The sequence below is a fragment of the Mesorhizobium sp. P2_F7 genome (assembly GCF_056403695.1).
The window spans coordinates 42,154-61,176 of sequence record NZ_JBFUFA010000010.1 but is presented as its reverse complement, the minus strand read 5'-3'; the positions used below and the strand labels follow the sequence as shown (position 1 = coordinate 61,176).

The 19,023-nt window shown below is 63.5% G+C and carries 16 protein-coding genes; 14 read left to right on the top strand and 2 right to left on the bottom strand.

The genetic code is table 11. The features are described from left to right. The first annotated feature begins 31 nt into the window (after window positions 1–31). From araG to AC1DZ8_RS25655, 5 genes are read left to right on the top strand one after another with little or no spacing between them, the layout of a single operon-like run. Complete coding sequence (gene araG, locus AC1DZ8_RS25675) at window positions 32–1,543, top strand: L-arabinose ABC transporter ATP-binding protein AraG (RefSeq protein WP_477300895.1); 1,512 nt, start codon at window positions 32–34, stop codon at window positions 1,541–1,543. 9 nt (window positions 1,544–1,552) lie between these two features. Then, a complete protein-coding gene (gene araH / locus AC1DZ8_RS25670; RefSeq protein ID WP_477300897.1) occupies window positions 1,553–2,503 on the top strand; it encodes an L-arabinose ABC transporter permease AraH in 951 nt (316 codons plus the stop codon). Window positions 2,504–2,527: 24 nt separating this feature from the next. Next, window positions 2,528–3,307: an SDR family oxidoreductase gene (locus AC1DZ8_RS25665; RefSeq protein ID WP_477300899.1), complete on the top strand. Its 780-nt coding sequence runs from the start codon at window positions 2,528–2,530 to the stop codon at window positions 3,305–3,307. A 16-nt stretch (window positions 3,308–3,323) separates the two neighbouring features. After that, a complete protein-coding gene (locus AC1DZ8_RS25660) occupies window positions 3,324–5,036 on the top strand; it encodes an IlvD/Edd family dehydratase (RefSeq protein ID WP_477300901.1) in 1,713 nt (570 codons plus the stop codon). 9 nt (window positions 5,037–5,045) lie between these two features. Next, a complete protein-coding gene (locus tag AC1DZ8_RS25655) occupies window positions 5,046–5,948 on the top strand; it encodes a dihydrodipicolinate synthase family protein (protein WP_477300903.1) in 903 nt (300 codons plus the stop codon). Window positions 5,949–5,984: 36 nt separating this feature from the next. Here AC1DZ8_RS25655 and AC1DZ8_RS25650 read toward each other — a convergent pair whose 3' ends face one another. Continuing rightward, window positions 5,985–6,932, bottom strand: a complete 948-nt coding sequence (locus tag AC1DZ8_RS25650) for a GlxA family transcriptional regulator (RefSeq protein WP_477300905.1) — start codon at window positions 6,930–6,932, stop codon at window positions 5,985–5,987. A gap of 87 nt (window positions 6,933–7,019) precedes the next feature. Here AC1DZ8_RS25650 and AC1DZ8_RS25645 point away from each other — a divergent pair, with 87 nt between their 5' ends. The 7 genes from AC1DZ8_RS25645 to AC1DZ8_RS25615 all read left to right on the top strand — a co-directional run bounded on the left by AC1DZ8_RS25645 (window position 7,020) and on the right by AC1DZ8_RS25615 (window position 14,134). After that, complete coding sequence (locus AC1DZ8_RS25645; RefSeq protein ID WP_477300907.1) at window positions 7,020–7,727, top strand: DJ-1/PfpI family protein; 708 nt, start codon at window positions 7,020–7,022, stop codon at window positions 7,725–7,727. 122 nt (window positions 7,728–7,849) lie between these two features. After that, entirely contained in the window at window positions 7,850–8,584 is a 735-nt protein-coding gene (locus tag AC1DZ8_RS25640; protein WP_454574738.1) for a FadR/GntR family transcriptional regulator, read from the top strand. Beyond that, window positions 8,581–9,777: a PLP-dependent transferase gene (locus tag AC1DZ8_RS25635; RefSeq protein ID WP_477300909.1), complete on the top strand. Its 1,197-nt coding sequence runs from the start codon at window positions 8,581–8,583 to the stop codon at window positions 9,775–9,777. Before AC1DZ8_RS25640 ends, AC1DZ8_RS25635 begins: the two co-directional genes overlap by 4 nt. Before the next feature lie 26 nt (window positions 9,778–9,803). Then, window positions 9,804–11,081, top strand: coding sequence for an ABC transporter substrate-binding protein (locus tag AC1DZ8_RS25630; protein ID WP_477300911.1), 1,278 nt, complete (start codon window positions 9,804–9,806; stop codon window positions 11,079–11,081). A gap of 210 nt (window positions 11,082–11,291) precedes the next feature. Continuing rightward, window positions 11,292–12,215, top strand: a complete 924-nt coding sequence (locus tag AC1DZ8_RS25625; RefSeq protein ID WP_477300913.1) for a carbohydrate ABC transporter permease — start codon at window positions 11,292–11,294, stop codon at window positions 12,213–12,215. Then, the gene (locus AC1DZ8_RS25620) at window positions 12,215–13,063 is read left to right on the top strand and encodes a carbohydrate ABC transporter permease (protein ID WP_477300915.1); all 849 of its coding nucleotides are present in this window, start codon (window positions 12,215–12,217) and stop codon (window positions 13,061–13,063) included. Before AC1DZ8_RS25625 ends, AC1DZ8_RS25620 begins: the two co-directional genes overlap by 1 nt. A gap of 3 nt (window positions 13,064–13,066) precedes the next feature. Beyond that, entirely contained in the window at window positions 13,067–14,134 is a 1,068-nt protein-coding gene (locus tag AC1DZ8_RS25615; protein ID WP_477300917.1) for an ABC transporter ATP-binding protein, read from the top strand. Between the two features lie 25 nt (window positions 14,135–14,159). Here AC1DZ8_RS25615 and AC1DZ8_RS25610 read toward each other — a convergent pair whose 3' ends face one another. Beyond that, window positions 14,160–15,002 (bottom strand): AraC family ligand binding domain-containing protein, encoded by an 843-nt coding sequence (locus tag AC1DZ8_RS25610; protein ID WP_477301469.1) that lies wholly within the window; start codon window positions 15,000–15,002, stop codon window positions 14,160–14,162. 248 nt (window positions 15,003–15,250) lie between these two features. Here AC1DZ8_RS25610 and melA point away from each other — a divergent pair, with 248 nt between their 5' ends. After that, window positions 15,251–16,717: an alpha-galactosidase gene (gene melA, locus AC1DZ8_RS25605; RefSeq protein ID WP_477300919.1), complete on the top strand. Its 1,467-nt coding sequence runs from the start codon at window positions 15,251–15,253 to the stop codon at window positions 16,715–16,717. A gap of 96 nt (window positions 16,718–16,813) precedes the next feature. Continuing rightward, window positions 16,814–18,922 carry an ABC transporter substrate-binding protein gene (locus AC1DZ8_RS25600; RefSeq protein WP_477300921.1) on the top strand — a complete coding sequence of 703 codons (2,109 nt, stop codon included), beginning with the start codon at window positions 16,814–16,816 and terminating at the stop codon, window positions 18,920–18,922. Window positions 18,923–19,023 lie beyond the last annotated feature (101 nt).

The window sequence follows — 19,023 nt, the reverse complement described above, 5'->3', positions numbered from 1 at the left end:
CCTGTTTGGCATCACACAGAAGGATCGACCCGTGTCCTTTCTGGACTTCTCGCGCATCACCAGGACCTATCCGGGCGTCAAGGCGCTGTCGGACGTTTCCTTCGGCGTCGACAAGGGCGCCGTGCACGGCCTGATGGGCGAGAACGGCGCCGGCAAATCCACGCTGATCAAGATCCTGTCCGGCGACCAGCATGCCGACGAGGGCGAGATCCGCATCGACGGCAAGGTCCAGGCCTATTCATCGACGCGAGATGCCTTCGACAATGGCGTCATCGTCATCCACCAGGAACTGCAGCTCGTTCCCGAGCTCACCGTCGCCGAAAATCTCAGCCTCGGCCGTTTTCCCGCCAGCGCCGGCATCATTGCCCGCGCCAGGATGCGGGACGATGTCGGCGCCAAGCTGAAATCGGCGGGCATCGATATCGATATCAGCCGCAAGGTCAAGACGCTGTCCATCGGCGAGCGCCAGATGGTCGAGATCGCCAAGGCAATCATGCTCGACGCGCGCGTCATCGCGCTGGACGAGCCGACCTCGTCGCTGTCGTCGCGCGAAAGCGAAATCCTGTTTGCCCTGATCGGCCGCCTGCGCGGTGAAGGCAAGGTCATCATCTACGTCTCGCACCGGCTGGACGAAGTATTCCGGCTTTGCGACAGCCTGACGGTGCTGCGCGACGGCAAGCTTGCGGCGCACCATGCATCGCTGAAGGACGTCACCCGCGACCAGGTCGTCGCCGAAATGGTCGGCCGCGAAATCTCCGACATCTGGGGTTTTCGCCCGCGCGCCTCCGGCAATATCCGGCTGAAAGTCGATGCTGTTTCCGGAGCAAAACTGAAGACGCCTGCCAGCTTCGAGGCGAGGGCCGGCGAGATCGTCGGCTTCTTTGGCCTGATCGGTGCCGGGCGCTCGGAGCTGATGCGGCTGGTGTTCGGCGCCGACCCGCGCTCCGGCGGCACGATCAGCGTCGACGGCAAGGTCGTTCACGCCGCCGATCCGCATGATGCTATCCGCGCCGGCATCGTACTGTGCTCGGAAGACCGCAAGCATGACGGCATCATCCAGGGCCGCTCGATCGAGGAGAACATCAACATCTCGTCGCGGCGCCATCACACGCGCTTCGGCGTCCTGAACCGCGCCAGCGAGATCGCCACGGCCGAGACCTTCATCAAGAAGCTCAAGGTGCGCACGCCGTCGCGCAAGCAGGACATCATCAACCTGTCCGGCGGCAACCAGCAGAAGGTCATCCTGGGTCGCTGGCTGTCGGAGCAGGGCGTGCGGGTGCTCATCGTCGACGAGCCGACGCGCGGCATCGATGTCGGCGCCAAAGCGGAAATCTATGAACTGCTCTACCAGCTTGCCGAGGACGGCATGGCGATCGTCGTCGTCTCGTCCGAACTGCCGGAGGTGATGGGCATTTGCGACCGCATCCTGGTGATGTGCGGCGGCCGCGTCAGCGCCGAACTCAGCCGGGACCAGTTCGCCGAAAAGGCGATCCTGGCCGCCGCTCTTCCCGATACCAAAACCCCCGACGCGATCGCTTCCTGAGGATTTGCCATGACCGACCAGTTGAAGAAAATCCTGCTCGGCGAACAGGGCCTTGTCGTCATCTTCATCGTCGCCTTCGCGCTGGTGTCGTTGCTGGTGCCCAACTTCCTCACTGACCGCAACATGCTCGGCCTGCTGCAGTCGGTGGTTACCGTCGGCATCGTCGCCTGCACCATGATGTTCTGCCTTGCCGCGCGCGACTTCGACCTGTCGGTCGGCTCCATCGTCGCCTTTGCCGGCATGGTCGCGGTCATGGCGTCGAACTACACCGGCTCGATCATGCTCGGCCTTCTCGCGGCCATCGCCTGCGGCGCGTTCGTCGGCTTCATCAACGGCGTTGTCATCGCCAAATTCCACATCAATGCGCTGATCACGACACTCGCCACCATGCAGATCGTGCGCGGCTTTGCCCTCATCGCCTCAGATGGCCGCGCGGTCGGCATCAACAGCCCGGATTTCTATCAGCTGGCGCTCTCAAAACTGCTCGGCATCCCGACGCCGGTCTGGGTTTTGGCCGTGCTGTTCTGGATCTTCGGCTTCGTGCTCAACCGCACCGTGTTTGGCAAGAACACGCTGGCTATCGGCGGCAATCCCGAGGCGTCGCGGCTGGCCGGCGTCAATGTTGACTGGACGCGCATCTGGATCTTTGCGCTGCAAGGTGTCGTCTGCGGCATTGCCGGCATCCTGCTTGCGTCGCGCATTACATCGGGCCAGCCCAATGCGGCGGTCGGGCTCGAGCTTTCGGTCATCTCGGCCTGCGTGCTCGGCGGCGTCTCGCTTGCAGGCGGTCGCGCCACCATGTCCGGCGTCATCGTCGGCGTGCTGATCATGGGTATCGCCGAAAACGCCATGAACCTGCTCAACATCCCGGCCTTCTACCAGTACATTGTGCGCGGCGTGATCCTGCTGCTTGCCGTGCTGCTCGACAATCTGCGTTCGTCGGCACTCGGCCGGCGCTGACCATCTTCCAGTGGAGTGACAGCCATGGCTGAGCGCCTGTCCGGCAAACGCATTTTCCTGACCGGCGCCGCGCAAGGCATCGGGCTTGCCATCGCCGAGGCCTGCCTGGCAGAGGGAGCAAAGCTGTTCCTGGTCGACCGCGACGGCGTGCTGCTGGACAAGACGGTTTCCGGTCTTGCCGCGCCGCGCGGTCATGTCGGGCATGTCGCGGCTGACATCAGCGACGGGGCTGCGATCGCCGCTGCCGTCCGTCAGGGGGGCGACGCAATCGGGCCGATCAACGCACTGATCAACAATGCCGGGGTGAATGTGTTCTCGACGCCGCTCGAGGCGAGCGAGGAGGAGTGGAACCGCAATTTCGACGTCAACGTCAAGGGCGCCTGGAATTGCAGCAAGGCAGTGCTGCCGGGCATGATCGCGAACGGTGGCGGGGCGATCCTCAACATCGCCTCGACGCACAGCTTCACCATCATTCCGCACACCTTTCCCTATCCCGTAGCCAAGCACGCGCTGCTCGGGCTGACCAAATCGCTGGCGCTCGAATATGCGGGGCAGGGCGTGCGCGTGAACGCGCTGGCGCCCGGCTATGTCGAGACACAGAAGGCGACCGACTACTGGAACAGTTTTGCCGATCCGGCGGCAGCGCGCGCCAAAACGCTGGCGCTGCATCCCGGCGGCCGCATCGCCTCGGCGCGCGAGATCGCGCTGGCCGCAGTGTTCATGATTTCCGACGAGTGTCCGTTCATGAACGCAGCCACCCTCGTCGTCGATGGCGGGCTCAGCCAGCTGCAGCATCCCGCCTGAACGCTGGGAAGAGATCATGACCAAGAGACGATCGCAGCACTGGTTCGGCGGGCTGGGCAAGGATGCCTTCATCCACCGCAGCTGGATGAAGAACAACGGCCTGCCCGACGATGCTTTCGACGGCCGTCCGGTCATCGGCATCTGCAACACCTTCTCCGAGTTCACGCCCTGCCATGTGCATTTCCGTGGACTGATCGAGCACATCAAGGCGGGCGTGCTGGAGGCCGGCGGGCTGCCGCTGGAATTCCCGGTGTTTTCGTGCGGTGAATCCAATCTGCGGCCGACGGCGATGCTGTTTCGCAACCTTGCCTCGATGGATGTCGAGGAAGCGATCCGCGGCAATCCGATGGACGGCGTCGTGCTGATGGCCGGCTGCGACAAGACCACGCCGTCGCTGGTCATGGGCGCCGCCTCCTGCGACCTGCCGGCGATCGTCATCTCCGGCGGGCCGATGCTCAACGGCCGCTTCCAGGGCCGTGCCATCGGTTCCGGCACCGATGTCTGGAAATTCTCCGAGGATGTCCGCGCCGAGGTGATGAGCGAACAGGATTTCGCCGATGCCGAAAGCGCCATGTCGCGCTCGCCCGGTCACTGCATGACCATGGGCACCGCGTCGACCATGGCATCGATGGTCGAAGCGCTCGGCCTGGCGCTGCCGGGTAACGCCGCCTATCCCGCAGTCGATGCGCGCCGCAACCGCATCGCCCGGATGACCGGGCGGCGCATCGTCGAAATGGTCAATGAGGATTTGCGCCCCTCGGCCATCCTCAAGAAGGCGGCCTTCGCCAACGCCATCCGCGTCAATGGGGCGATCGGCGGCTCGACCAACGCGGTCGTGCATCTGCTGGCGATAGCCGGCCGCGTCGGCACCGAACTGACGCTGGACGACTGGGACCGGTTTGGCCGCGACGTGCCGACCATCCTCGACCTGATGCCGTCCGGCCGCTTCCTGATGGAGGATTTCTGCTACGCTGGCGGCATTCCGGCGGTGATGAAAGAGATCGCCGACATGCTCGATCTCGATGCGTTGACCGTCACCGGCAAGAGCGTGCGCGACAACATCGCCGATGCCAGGAACGACAATCCCGAGGTGATCCGCCCGCGCGACAAGGCGCTGACCCAGCAAGGCGGCATCGCGGTTCTGCGCGGCAACCTGGCGCCGGACGGCGCCATCATCAAACCGTCGGCCGCCACGCCCGCCCTTATGAAGCATCGTGGCCGCGCCGTCGTGTTCGAGGACATCGACGACTACAAGGCGCGCGTCGACGATCCGTCTCTCGACATCGACGAGACCTCGATCATGGTGCTGAAGAATTGCGGGCCCAAGGGTTATCCGGGCATGGCCGAGGTCGGCAACATGGCGCTGCCGCCGAAGCTGCTGAAAAAGGGCGTGCGCGACATGATCCGCATTTCCGACGCCCGCATGTCCGGCACCGCCTTCGGCACGGTGGTGCTGCATGCGGCGCCTGAGGCCGCTGTCGGCGGTCCGCTGGCGCTGGTCCGCAGCGGCGACATCATCGAACTCGACGTCGAGGCGCGGCGGCTGCATCTCGAAGTCTCGGAACAGGAGCTGGCACGGCGTCGTGAAGCCTGGCAGCCGCCCGTACCGGCGATGCGCGGCGGCTACCAGAGCCTTTATGTCGACCGTGTGCTGCAGGCGGATCGTGGCGCCGATCTTGATTTCCTTGTCGGCAGCCGCGGCCACGCCATTCCACGCGAAAGCCATTGAGGCCGACCGATGCCGAATTTCCGGCCTGACGATTTCCACGGCATTCACGCCATTCTTTACGCGCTGTTCGACGCCCAGGAAAAACTCGACCGCGCGGCGATGCGCAGGCAGGTCGAGATTTGCCTGGCCAGTGGCGTGCATGGCACGGCAGCGCTCGGTCTCGCCACCGAAGTCGCAAAGCTGACTGAGGCCGAACGGCGCACGATCATGGATTGGACGGCGGAGGACGCTGCCGGCAAGGTGCCGCTCGCCTTCACCATTTTCGGCTCGTCGGTTGCCGAACAGGTCGCGCAGGTCCGCCACGCCGAAAGCGTCGGCGCCGACTGGGTGATCCTGCAGCCGCCACCCGGCGGATCCTACGGAGCGGAATATATCCGCTTCTTTGGCCGTGTCGCCGAAGCCACCGACCTGCCGGTGGCGATCCAGAATGCGCCCGCCTTTTTCGGGCGCGGCCTGACAGCGGATGAAATCCGCGACCTCGTTATGCTTCACCCCAACATAAGGTTGATCAAGGGCGAAGGCCCGGCCACCGACATTGCCGGGCTGATCGAACGCACCGAAGGCCGTATCCCGGTCTTCAACGGACGTGGCGGGCTGGAACTGATCGACAATTTCCGCATCGGTTGCCGTGGCATGATCCTGGCGCCTGATTGCATCGACCTCGCCGTGCGCGCCTGTGAGGCGTTCCGCGCCGGTGACGAAGCCGTGGCCGAGGCCGAGTACGCAAAGATGTTGCCGGCGGCGGTCTTCGTCATGCAAGGCATCGAGAACCTGATCTGCTACGGCAAGCGGCTGTTCGGCGCCCGCGCCGGTGTGCAGATACACGACCGGGCGCCGGCGATGCGGCCGAGCGAGGTCGGCCTTGCAATGGTGGAGCGCTTTGCTTCGGGTCTCGGCAGATTGCCGGGATAAGTAAGCATCAGTGCCCGCAGGCGCGAGCGGTCGCGATCAGAAACGCTCGCGATAGGCGCGCGGGTTGGTGCCCAGCACGCGCAGAAAGCCGCGCCGCATCGTTTCTTCCGAGCCGAAACCGCAGCGGCGCGCGGTCTGGTTGACGGGCTGGCCGCGCTCAAGCATCCGTCGCGCTGCCTCGATGCGGATCTCCTCGATCGCCCGGGCGGGTGTCCGGCCCGTGGCTTCGCGATAGCGCCGCGAGAAACTGCGCGGGCTCATATTGGCGTGGTCGGCCAACTGCATGAGCGACAGGTCGCCCGAAAGGTTTTCAAGGATCCAGCCATGCAACCGGTCGAAGCGCCCGTCGCCTTGCTGCAGCTTGAGCGTCTGGCTGAATTGCGCCTGGCCGCCAGGGCGTTTCAGGAAGACCACCAACTCGCGCGCCACCGCCAGCGCCGTGTGCCGGCCAAGATCGGCCTCGACGAGGGAGAGGGCGAGATCGATCCCCGCCGTTACGCCGGCCGATGTCCAGACATTGCCGTCGCGGATGAAGATCGGATCGGGTTCGAGGCGAACCGCGGGAAAGCGGCGGGCGAACTCAGCGCAGCGTCCCCAATGGGTCACCGCGCGACGCCCGTCGAGCAGGCCCGCCTGCGCCAGCAGCATGGCGCCGCTGCAGACCGAAGCGGTTCGCGTGGCATCGCGCGAGCGACCGGCGATCCACTGGACCAGCACGGGATCGTCGCAGGCCGCGTTGACGCCCCATCCGCCGGGCACGATCAACGTATCGGTCTCGCCTCCGTGCGCCGGCAGCGCTGCTGCCTCCAGCACGAGACCGGCCGATGTGCGGATGCGCGGCGAGGCGGCGACGACCGTGACCTCATAGGGCGCAGGCTCGCCGGCCTGCCGCTTGTAGTCGTTGGCGCTGGCAAAGACCTGAAGCGGTCCGCTGACGTCGAGGAGCTGGATGTCGGGATAGGCAAGCACTTCGATACGGCGCATCGGGTTTGGCCTGAAACGAGGGGTGAATGGCAATCGTGCCAAAACATGATGCCCTAGATTGGCGGAAGTCAACCCACGGAGATTTCCATGACCCTTCGTTTCGGCATCCTCGTATTCCCCAACGTCCAGCAGCTCGACCTCACCGGTCCCTACGAAGTCCTGGCAACTGCCAAGGGCGCGGAAGTGGAATTGATCTGGAAGGATCGCAACCCGGTGATGTCCTCGACACGGCTGTCGCTCACGCCAACGGCGACCTTCGACGATTGCCCGCCTCTCGACGTGCTGTGCATTCCGGGCGGAGGCGGGGTCAACCCGCTGCTGGAGGACCAGACAGTCCTCGATTTCGTTTGGGAGCGCGCGGCGCAGGTGCGCTACATCACCTCGGTGTGCAGCGGCGCCCTGGTGCTTGGCGCGGCCGGGCTGCTGAAAGGCAAGCGAGCGACGACGCACTGGTATGCCCATGATTTCCTTGAAGAGTTCGGGGCGATCCCGGTCGATGAGCGTATCGTGGAGGACGGCAAGCTCATCACCGCCGGCGGCGTTACCTCGGGCATCGATTTCGGGCTGGCGCTGGTTGCGAGGCTGCTTGGACAAGAGGAGGCCGAGATCGTGCAGCTCTCGCTCGAATATGCCCCGGCGCCTCCGTTCCAGTCGGGCACGCCTGCCGAGGCTTCGCCTGCCGTGCTGGCGCAGGCAAAGGAGCGCCTCTCTGGTTCGAGACGCGTTCGCGAGGAGATGTTCGCGCGCTGGCGCGCCGCCCGCGCGGCCGCCGAACCGGCGCGCATCCACGGCTGAGGCGGCACGGCCGAGGGCGCATATGGTCGTCCCTCGGCCCAGTTGCGTTTCCGCTGTTGACAGGTCTCTTCGTCTGTGCAGAAATTGGTTGGACCATTGAACCACTTTGAGTTTGCACAGGCGTGACCGAATTCAGCCTTCCGCCGATCCAGACGACAGCCCGCGACGATGCGGTGCTGAAGGCGTTGGCTGGCTTCGTCATGCGCGAAAAGCTGGAACCCGGCGAGCGGCTGCCGACCGAGCGCATCCTCGCTGAGCGCCTGAAAGTCAGCCGCAACACGGTACGCGAGGCGTTGACGCGCTGGGAAGGGCTTGGCCTGGTCGAGCGCCGGCAGGGCTCAGGTACCTATCTCAAGGCCGCAGTCTCGCTCGACATGCTGCACATGCCGCTGACACTCGCCGGCGGCAATGATTTCACCGGCCTGATGCGCACGCTGGAAATCCGCCGCGCGCTGGAGGCGGAAGCCGCAGCCCTTTGCGCCATTCGCGCCGACAAGGACGATCTCGCCGAGATCGAGCGCAAGCTCGACATCATGGAGGAGGAGTTTCTCAACCGGGCCGGCATGTCGTCGGAAGAGGACTGGGAATTCCATCAGGCGATCTATCGCGCCTGCGGCAATCCGCTGTTCGAGCAGATCATCGCCGCCATGCACGAGCTGTTCCACCGCTTCTGGGAGCATCCGCTCGGCGTGCGCGATTTCGGCCACGCCAGCTTTCCCTACCACCGCACCATGTTCGATTGCATCGCTGCGCACGACCCGGAAGGCGCCCGGGCCGAGGCGCTGAAGCTGATTGCCACCGTCGAGGACGACCTGAAGCGCGGTGCGGCCAACCTCAAACTTTCGGACCGCAAATGAACGAGCACAGCTTCGACCCAGGCATTTCCGGCAGCGACTATCTCGCCGAGGCGGCGACGCTTCTGGCGCATGACGATCCGTTCCCCGGCAATGCCGTGGTGCCGCCGATCTACCAGACCTCGCTGTTCACCTTCGGCAGCTATGCGGAGATGGCCGACACCTTTGCCGGGCGGCGGAAACAGCCGATCTATTCGCGCGGCGACAATCCGACGGTGATGGAATTCGAGTCGCGGGTCGCGGCCCTTGAGGGTGCGGAAGCCGCGCGAGGCTTCTCCAGCGGCATGGCGGCAATCAGCTCTACTGTGCTCGCCTTTGTCGGCGCCGGCGAGCGCATCGTTGCGGTGCGCAACTGCTATGGCGACGCCTACCGGCTGTTCGAGCGGCTGTTCCCGCGTCTGAATATCAAGGTGGACTATGTCGACGGTTCCGATCCGGATGCAGTCGCGGCAGCACTTCCGGGCGCCAAGCTGCTCTACCTGGAAAGCCCGACCTCGATGATGTTCGAGCTGCAGGATCTCGAACATCTGACGCGGCTGGCGAAAGAGCAGGGCATCGTCACCACCATCGACAATTCCTGGGCGACGCCGGTGTTCCAGAAGCCGATCCTGCACGGCGTCGATCTGGTGCTGCACTCGGCCTCGAAATATCTCGGCGGCCACAGCGACACCGTCGCCGGCGTGGTGGCGGGCTCGGCCGCCCACATCAAGCACATCAACGACCAGACCTATTCGCAGCTCGGCGCCAAGCTGTCGCCCTTCGAAGGCTGGCTGCTGCTGCGCGGCCTGCGTACGCTGCCGCTGAGGCTGCCTCATCACATGAAGAGCGGGCTCACCATCGCCGAGCGGCTGAAGGCGCATGACAAGGTCGAGCGGGTCAACCATCCCGCCTATTCCAACCACCCCGGCAAGAAGACACTTGCCGGCTATGCGGGGCTGTTTTCCTTCGAGGTGACGGAGGATGTCGACATTCCCGCTTTCGTAGATGCGCTGAAATTCTTCCGCATCGGCGTCAGTTGGGGCGGTCATGAAAGCCTGGTCGTGCCGGCAAAGGCCTCGCTCGAGCAGACGCCGGGTCTCAATTCGATGGCGCGCTTCGGCGTCAGCCCCCGAACCATCCGCTTCAATGTCGGATTGGAAAGCGTCGAGGATCTATGGGCCGACATCGCCCAGGCCTTCGACAAAGCAAAAAAATAACTGGGTTCAAAATGGGAGTTCTGAACATGAAAAGACTGAGCATCATGCTTGCCACCGCTGCCGGCCTGGCAATTTCCGCCAGCGGCGCGCTGGCTGACACCACCCTCAAGCTGGTCGAGGTCATCACCAGCCCGCAGCGCACCGAATTTCTGAAGAAGCAGATCGCCGAGTTCGAGGCCGCCAACGCGGGCGTCAAGGTCGAGGTGGTCTCGCTGCCCTGGGGCCAGGCCTTCGAGAAATTCCTGACCATGGTGCAGGCCGGCGATACGCCTGACATCGTCGAGATGCCCGAGCGCTGGATGGGCCTCTACGCCACCAACGGCCAGCTTGAGGATCTCGGCCCCTACATGGCCAAGTGGGACGACGCCAAGACGCTGGGCGACCGCGCCAAGCAGTTCGGCTCGACCGTCAACAACACCCAGTTCATGATCCCCTACGGCTACTATGTGAATGCGCTGTTCTGGAACAAGAAGCTGTTCAAGGAAGTTGGTCTCGACGGCCCGCCGGCGACGCTTGACGACTTCATTGCCGACTCCAAGAAGATCTCCGCGATTCCGGGCAAGTACGGCTATTGCCTGCGCGGCGGCCCGGGCGCCTTCAACGGTATGCACATGTTCATGAACATCGCCGCCGGCAAGGGCGGCTATTTCAACGAAGACGGTACCTCGACCATCAACGACGAAGGCTCCGTCAAAGGCCTGCAGATGCTGGCCGACATGTACAAGGACGGGCTGGCGCCGAAGGATGCAGTGAGCTGGGGCTTCAACGAGACCGTCACCGGTTTCTATTCCGGCACCTGCGCCATGCTCAACCAGGATCCGGATGCGCTGATCGGCATTGCCGACAAGATGAGTGCCGACGATTTTGCCGTGGCGCCGCTGCCGGTGGGGCCAAGCGGCAAGTCCTATCCGACGCTGGGCTATGCCGGCTGGGCGATGTTCGCCAATTCGCAGCATAAGGACGATGCCTGGAAGCTGATGGCGACGCTGTTGTCGCCCAAGGACAATCTGGAATGGGCCAAGGAAGTTGGTGTCGTGCCGATCCACAACGGCGCCGACCAGGATGCCCACTTCAAGACCGAGCAGTTCAAGGGCTGGTTCACCGAGCTCAGCGACACCTCCAAATATGAAATGGTGACGCCGCCGACACATCTGGAAAACCTCGGCAACTTCGTTGACCAGGTGGCGATCAAGAATTTCCAGGAAGTGCTGCTCGGCCAAAAGTCGGCCAAGGAGGCGGCCGACGCATGGGCCGCGTTCCTGACCAAGGAACAGCAGGACTGGCTGGCCAAGAACAAGAAGTAGGCGCCGTATTCCTTCTCTCCGTTCACGGAGAGAAGGTGGGATGAGGGGCAGCGCGAGCACCCCAAGGCTGGCGCAGCCCCTCATCTGCCTGCCCGTCCTCCGCAGCAGCTGCGCTGCAGCTACGGAGGGTGAACCGGCATATTTCCGCGTGAACGATGAGGACGCTGGTCGCCAATCCCGGCGCTCCTCCAGGAGACGATTTAGCACCCGATGACCTATGCCGTGTCCGAAATACGATCCGCAGGCCGGCCGCGAAAGAAGCGGCTGACGCACGCTGCCATCGAGCCCTGGCTTTACCTCTCGCCGGCGATCGTGCTTCTGGTCGTGGTGCTGCTTGTGCCGCTGATCATCGGCATCAGCTATTCCTTCCGCAAATTCTCCGCCTTCAAATCCGAATATGTCGGCCTTGGCCAATATGAGGCGATGCTGTCCGACCAGGTGCTGGGGCAGGCGCTGGTCAACACGCTGTGGTGGACCGTCGCCAGCCTGTTCTTCCAGTTCTTCCTCGGGCTTGGCCTGGCACTGCTGCTCGACAAGCCGTTTATCGGCCGCAAGTTCGTGCAGGCGGTGGTGTTCCTGCCCTGGGCGGTGCCGTCCTTCCTGTCGGGCCTGACCTGGGCCTGGCTGTTCAATCCGATCATCGGCCCGCTGCCGCACTGGTTGTTTGCGCTCGGGCTCAAGGCAGAGCCGACCAACGTGCTGTCCGATCCGGCCACCGCCATGTGGGGGCCGATCGTCGCCAACATCTGGTTCGGCATTCCGTTCTTCGCCATCACGCTGCTGGCGGCATTGAAGTCGATCCCGTCGGAACTGCATGAGGCGGCCGCCATCGACGGCGCCTCGCCATGGCAACGCTTCACCAAGGTGACGCTGCCCTTCCTGGCGCCGACCATCGTCATCACCGTCATGCTGCGCACGATCTGGATCGCCACCTTCGCCGATCTGATCTTCGTCATGACCGAGGGCGGGCCGGCGGGATCGACCAGCACGGTGCCGGTCTACATCTATGTCAGCGCCTTTAAGTCGCTGGACAAGGGCTATGCCTCGGCGGTCGCGGTGCTGCTTTTGGTCCTGCTCATCGCCTATGCGATTGGGCTGATCGCCATCCGCCGCTTGCTGGTGAGGCACGTCTGATGATCGCCGGGCGCTCCACCTCTTCACGCATCTTCAGCGGCATCGGCCTCTACGCGGCGATTGCCGCCTACATGATCTTTGCGCTGTTCCCGATCTTCTGGACACTGAAGATCTCGGTGACGCCGGAGCGGCTGCTCTATTCCGAAGGCATCACTTTGTGGCCCTCGGAAACGACCTTCCGCAACTTCATCACCGTGCTCGAAGCCTCTGACTTCCCCCGCTATTTCCTCAACAGCGTCATCGTCTCGGTGTCGACGGCGGCATTCGTCACAATCATCGCCACGCTTGCCGGCTACGCCATGTCGCGCTTCACCTTCCGCGGCAAGGCGACATTGGCGATCATGCTTCTGCTCACCCAGACCTTCCCGCTGGTGATGGTCATTCCGCCGATCTACCGGGTCATGGGGCAGCTCGGCCTGACCAACAGCCTGGTCGGCCTGATCATTATCTACACCGCCTTCAACACCGCCTTCGCCACCTTCCTGATGCAGTCCTTCTTCGACGGCATTCCGAAGGATTTGGAAGAGGCGGCAATGATCGACGGCTGCACGCGGGCGCAGGCGATGCGCAAGGTGATCGTGCCGCTGACGCTGCCGGGCATGGGCGCCACGCTGGGCTTCGTCTTCACCGCCGCCTGGAGCGAATTGCTGTTCGCGCTGATGCTGATCTCCAGCGACGATCAGAAGACCTTCGCCGTCGGCCTGCTCACTTATATCGGCAAGTTCGCCGTCGACTGGGGGCAGATGATGGCGGCGTCGATCCTGGCGCTGATCCCGGTCTGCATCTTCTTCGCCTTCCTGCAACGCTATCTCGTCACCGGCCTCACCGCCGGCGCGGTCAAAGGATAATCGATGGCTTCCGTCACGCTGCAAAACGTCGAGAAGGATTACGGGTCGCTGCGCATCCTGCACGGCGTCGATCTCGAGATCGCCGATGGCGAGTTCGTCGTGCTGGTCGGCCCTTCCGGCTGCGGCAAGTCGACCTTGCTGCGCATGATTGCCGGGCTGGAGGAAGTGTCGGGCGGCGAGATCCGCATCGGCGAGCGGCTGGTCAACGATGTCGCGCCCAAGGACCGCGACATCGCCATGGTGTTCCAGTCTTATGCGCTCTATCCGCATATGGACGTGTCATCGAATATGGGCTTCAGCCTGCTTTTGAAGAAGGCGGAGAAGACGACGATCGACGGCAGGGTAGGGGCGGCCGCCAAGCGGCTCGGCCTAGATAGCTTTCTGGGCCGCCTGCCGCGGCAATTGTCCGGCGGCCAGCGCCAGCGCGTCGCCATGGGCCGCGCCATCGTGCGCGATCCCAAAGTGTTCCTGTTCGACGAACCGCTATCGAACCTCGACGCCAAATTGCGCGTGCATATGCGCGCCGAGATCAAGGCGCTGCACCAGCAGCTGAAAACCACTTCGGTCTATGTCACGCACGACCAGATCGAAGCCATGACCATGGCCGACCGCATCGTCGTCATGCATGACGGCTACGTCCAGCAGGTCGGCCATCCGCTCGAGCTCTACGACCGGCCGGTCAACACCTTCGTCGCCGGCTTCATCGGCTCGCCCGGCATGAACTTTCTGCCGGCCGAGGTGGCCAAGGGCGGCAAGGTGGACGCGGTGCTGGCCGACGGCCAGAAGCTGCGATTGCCTGATGGTCTGCCGCTCAAGGACGGCGACAAGCTCACCGTCGGGCTGCGGCCGGAACACATCCAACTCGTGGACGATGGAGCGCTCAAGGCCGAGGTCGAAGTGGTCGAGCCGCTCGGCCTGTCGACGCAGTTCTATGTCAGGTTCGCGGGGCAGCTGGTCTGCGTCTTCGTCATGGGGCGCAGTTCTGTCCGGCCGGGCGACACAGTGCGGCTGTCAGCTGATCCGGCGGCGCTGCATCTCTTCGATCCCGAAAGCGGCAACCGCATCGGGTGAGGGCGACTGAAGCCGGCAGTCCCTCCTAGCGGTGGTTGCCCAGGCTGGCATACATGCCGGTGGTGCGGAACTGCGTCGGGTTGATGCCGTAGAGCCGGCGGAAGACTTTCGAGAAATAGTTGGCGTCCTCGAACCCGCATAATATGGCGACCTCCTTAACCGGCAGGAAGTCGGCCTTGGTCAACAGCTTTGCCGCTCGCTGCAGCCGCTGCTGCAGCACGAATTCGGCCGGCGGAATGCCTTCGCTCTCGGCGAAGCAGCGCGAGAAATGCGCGCGGCTGAGGCCGCTGATCTGGACGAGGTCGGCCACCGGCAGAGGCTTGTCGAGATTGGCGTTGATGTGGTCGATGACCGGCTGCATCGCGCTCTGTTTCTCGGTGAAGGCGTGCGAGCCGAAGACATCGTCGTAAAGTGCCATCGCCGCCTCATAGGCGATCGCTGAAGCAGACCCCGGCGACGCGCCGCCCTTGATCAGGCGCAGGCTGCAATCGGCGAGATGATCGATCGTCTCCGGCTGCAGCCGGAATACCGGGCCGGAGACGCTGAGAATGGATTTGTGGATGCGCAGCGCCTCCTCGCCATTCATCGAGATCCAGAAATATTCCCATCGGTCGCCCTTCTCCAGCCAGTAGCGATGGTTGTGCGGCACCAGCACGAGCAGCGTGTCGTTGGCCTGCAGACGGTAGTTGCGGTTCTCATAGCGCAGCTGGCCGGTGCCGCTGATCGTGTGCTGCAGCACGGTGAACGGTGTCTGGCCGCGCTTGCGCCCGTCCCAGTCGTAGGTCACGCCTTCGCGCACCTCATAGCCGGTGCTGGTCGGCATGGCGTGCAGGCGCTGGCGGCCGCGCGGCAGCGAGATGGTCCGCATCAACTGTCCGTTGGCGATCAGATCACGCAGCACAAAATTACCCTCGAAAGCATAATCGTTCTCTGGCCGTGCCCGCGAATAACGGCATAATCCAAATCCTGAGAACGCGAAAGACCCGCGGTCGAGGAGCGGGCGGGAGGAGAAAGAGCCGGAATTCCGGCTTCAATGGCATGCGCGCCAGTGGCGCGCCGCCATGCACTCCTCCTTTTGCTCCTTGCCTGGCATTCGATTGGATCGAGGTGAAGGTGATGAGTTTCAAAATCGCTATTATTGGCGCCGGCAGCGTCGGCTTCACCAAAAAGCTGTTCACCGACATTTTGTGCGTTCCGGAATTCGCCGACATCGAATTCGCGCTGACCGATCTCAGCGAGCACAATCTCGGGATGATCAAGGCGATCCTCGACCGCATCGTCGAGGCCAACAAATTACCGACAAAGGTGACGGCGACCACCGACCGCCGCAAGGCGCTCGAAGGCGCGCGCTATGTCATCAGCTGTGTGCGGGTCGGCGGGCTCGAAGCCTATGCCGACGACATCCGCATTCCCTTGAAATATGGCATCGACCAGTGCGTCGGCGACACGATCTGCGCCGGCGGCATCCTCTACGGCCAGCGCAACATTCCGGTCATCCTCGACTTCTGCAAGGACATTCGCGAACTCGCCGAGCCGGGCGCGAAATTCCTCAACTATGCCAACCCGATGGCGATGAACACCTGGGCGGCGATCGAATACGGCAAGGTCGATACGGTCGGCCTCTGCCACGGCGTCCAGCACGGCGCCGAACAGATCGCCGAAGTGCTCGGCGCCAAATCCCGCAGCGAACTCGACTATGTCTGCTCCGGCATCAACCACCAGACATGGTTCATCGATTTGCGCCTCAACGGCCGCAAGATCGGCAAGGACGAACTGATCGCCGCCTTCGAGGCGCATCCGGTCTATTCGCAGCAGGAGAAGCTGCGCATCGATGTGCTGAAGCGCTTCGGCGTCTATTCGACCGAAAGCAACGGCCATCTCTCCGAATATCTGCCCTGGTACCGCAAGCGGCCGGACGAAATCACCCGCTGGATCGACATGTCGGACTGGATCCATGGCGAGACCGGCGGCTACCTCCGTTATTCCACCGAAACCCGCAACTGGTTCGAGACGGAATATCCGCAATTCCTCGAAGCGGCGTCGCAGCCGCTCGACGCGTCGAAGCGCTCCAACGAGCATGCCAGCCGCATCCTCGAAGCGCTGGAGACCAACCGCGTCTATCGCGGCCATTTCAACGTCAAGAACACCGGCATCATCACCAATCTGCCGCAGGACGCCATCATCGAGTCGCCCGGCTTCGTCGATCGTTTCGGCATCAACATGGCGTCCGGCATTACGCTGCCGGAAGCGTGCGCGGCCACTTGCATTTCGTCGATCAATGTCCAGCGCATGTCGGTGCATGCTGCGATATCGGGCGACATCGACCTGTTGAAGCTCGCCGTGCTGCACGATCCGCTGGTCGGTGCGGTGTCGACGCCGGAAGAGGTCTGGCAGATGGTCGACGAGATGGTCGTCGCCCAGGCGCGCTGGCTGCCGCAATATGCCGATGCCGTGCCGGCAGCGCAGGAGCGGCTTTCCAAATCGAAGGTGAAGACCCGCGACTGGGCGGGTGCGGCGCGGCGCAACGTGCGCTCGATCGAGGAACTGCGCGCCGAAAAGACGGCACTGAAACAGGCCGGCTGAAATGCTTGCAGGCGAACCGCGGGAGGCCGGTTCGCCGATCAGCCGTCGTGAAGTGATGCAGGCAGCAGCAGACGTCGAAACATCTGGGAGGACACGATGAGGAACTTTCGCAGAATTGGCATTCTCGCCGGGCGCAGAATTGGCATTCTCGCCGGCCTGACGTTCAGCGTCTCGGTATTGGCGTTCGGCGCATACGCATCCGAGCCGACCACTCCGCCCGTACCGGCGCAGTTTCCCGCCGAGGGCAAGATCAAATACGTCGCCCGCGATTCCATCCTGGAGTTCAAGGCGCTGCCCGAATATCACGAGCCCGACTGGGTCACCGAGAAATACGTCAAGACCGGCAAGCTGCCGCCGGTCAAGGATCGCCTGCCGAAGGAGCCGCTGGTGTACAAGACCGGCAACATGCCGGACGGCATCGGCGTCTATGGCGACACCATGCGCCACGTCATCGGCGGCCGGCCGGAAGGCTGGAACTATGGCGCCGGCCAGACGCAAGGCTGGGGCGGCATCGACATCGGCCTCTCCGAATGCCTGACGCGCACCGCGCCCTTGTTCCAGGTCGAGGCCAAGGACACCGAGCCGCTGCCAAACCTGGCCAAGAGCTGGGAGTGGTCGAAGGATGGCCACAAGCTGACCATGCATCTGATCGAAGGCGCCAAATGGTCCGATGGCGTCGCCTTCAACGCCGACGATCTGATGTTCTACTGGGATGACGAGGTCGTCGATCCCAATGTCTCGCCGCTGAACGGCGCCACACAGGAAACGTTCGGCGTTGGCACGACGCTGAAGAAGATCGACGACTACACCGTGGAGTGGACCTTCAAGGAGGCTTTCCCAAAACAGTATCTCTACGCCATGGCCTACGGCACCTTCTGCCCCGGTCCGTCGCACATTCTGAAGCCGCAGCACCCGAAATATTCGAAGAACACCTACGAGCAGTTCAAGAACGCCTTCCCGCCGGAATATATGAATATACCGGTGATGGGCGCCTGGGTGCCGGTGGAGTATAGGCCCGACGACATCATCGTCATGCGCCGCAACCCCTACTATTGGAAGGTCGACGAGAAGGGCAACCAGCTGCCCTACCTCAACGAGCTGCACTACAAGCTGTCGACCTGGGCCGACCGCGACGTCCAGGCGGTGGCGGGCGCTGCCGACTTCTCCAACCTGGAGCAGCCGGAGAATTTCGTCGCCTCGCTGAAGCGCGCGGCGGACAAGGATGCGCCGGCCCGTCTCGCCTTCGGCCCGCGCCTGATCGGCTACAATCTGCGCATGAACTTTTCCGCCAATGGCTGGGGCAATCCGGACGAACGCGGCCAGGCAATCCGCGAGCTGAACCGCAATGAGGACTTCCGCAAGGGTGTCACCATGGCGCTCGATCGCAAAGCGCTCGGCGACTCGCTGGTCAAGGGTCCGTTCAACGCCATCTATCCCGGCGGCTTCTCCTCCGGCACCTCGTTCTATGACCGCAATTCGACCGTCTACTATCCGTTCGATCTAGCAGGCGCCAAGGCCGAACTCGCCAAGGCTGGCCTGAAGGACACCGACGGTGACGGCTTCGTCAATTTCCCCGCCGGCACCGCCGGTGGCAAGAATGTCGAGATCGTCATGCTGGTCAACAACGACTACACCACCGACAAGAGCCTGGCGGAGGGCGTCGTCGGCCAGATGGAAAAGCTCGGCCTGCGCGTCGTGCTCAACAGTCTCAACGGCACCCAGCGCGACGCCGCGCAATATTCCGGCCGCTTCGACTGGCTGGTCCGGCGCAACGACCAGGAGCTGACCGCCGTGGTGCAGAACACCGAGCAGCTCGCTCCGGTCGGTCCGAAGACGAGCTGGAACCACCGCGCGCCGGAGAGCGGCGAGGTCGACCTGATGCCGTTCGAAAAGGAGCTTGTCGACATCGTCAACAAGTTCGTCTCCAGCCAGGACAATGACGAGCGCGCCAGCCTGATGAAGACGTTCCAGAAGATCTCGACCGAGCATGTCTACAATGTCGGGCTGACCGAATATCCCGGCGCCCTGATCCTCAACAAGCGCTTCTCCAACGTCCCGCAAGGAACGCCGATCTTCATGTTCAACTGGGCCGAGGATTCGATCGTGCGCGAGCGGTTGTTTGTTGCCGCCGACAAGCAGCAGAAATACGAACTCTTCCCCGAGCAGCTTCCCGGCAAGCCCGGCGACAAGGGTCCGACAAACTGAGTTACCTCCCCTGGCTGACGCCCGGCCGCGCTGCGCGCGCGGCCGGGATGGAGTAAGGTCAGCGGCAGAGAATCCTTAACCTGCAACAAGGAGGCGAGACG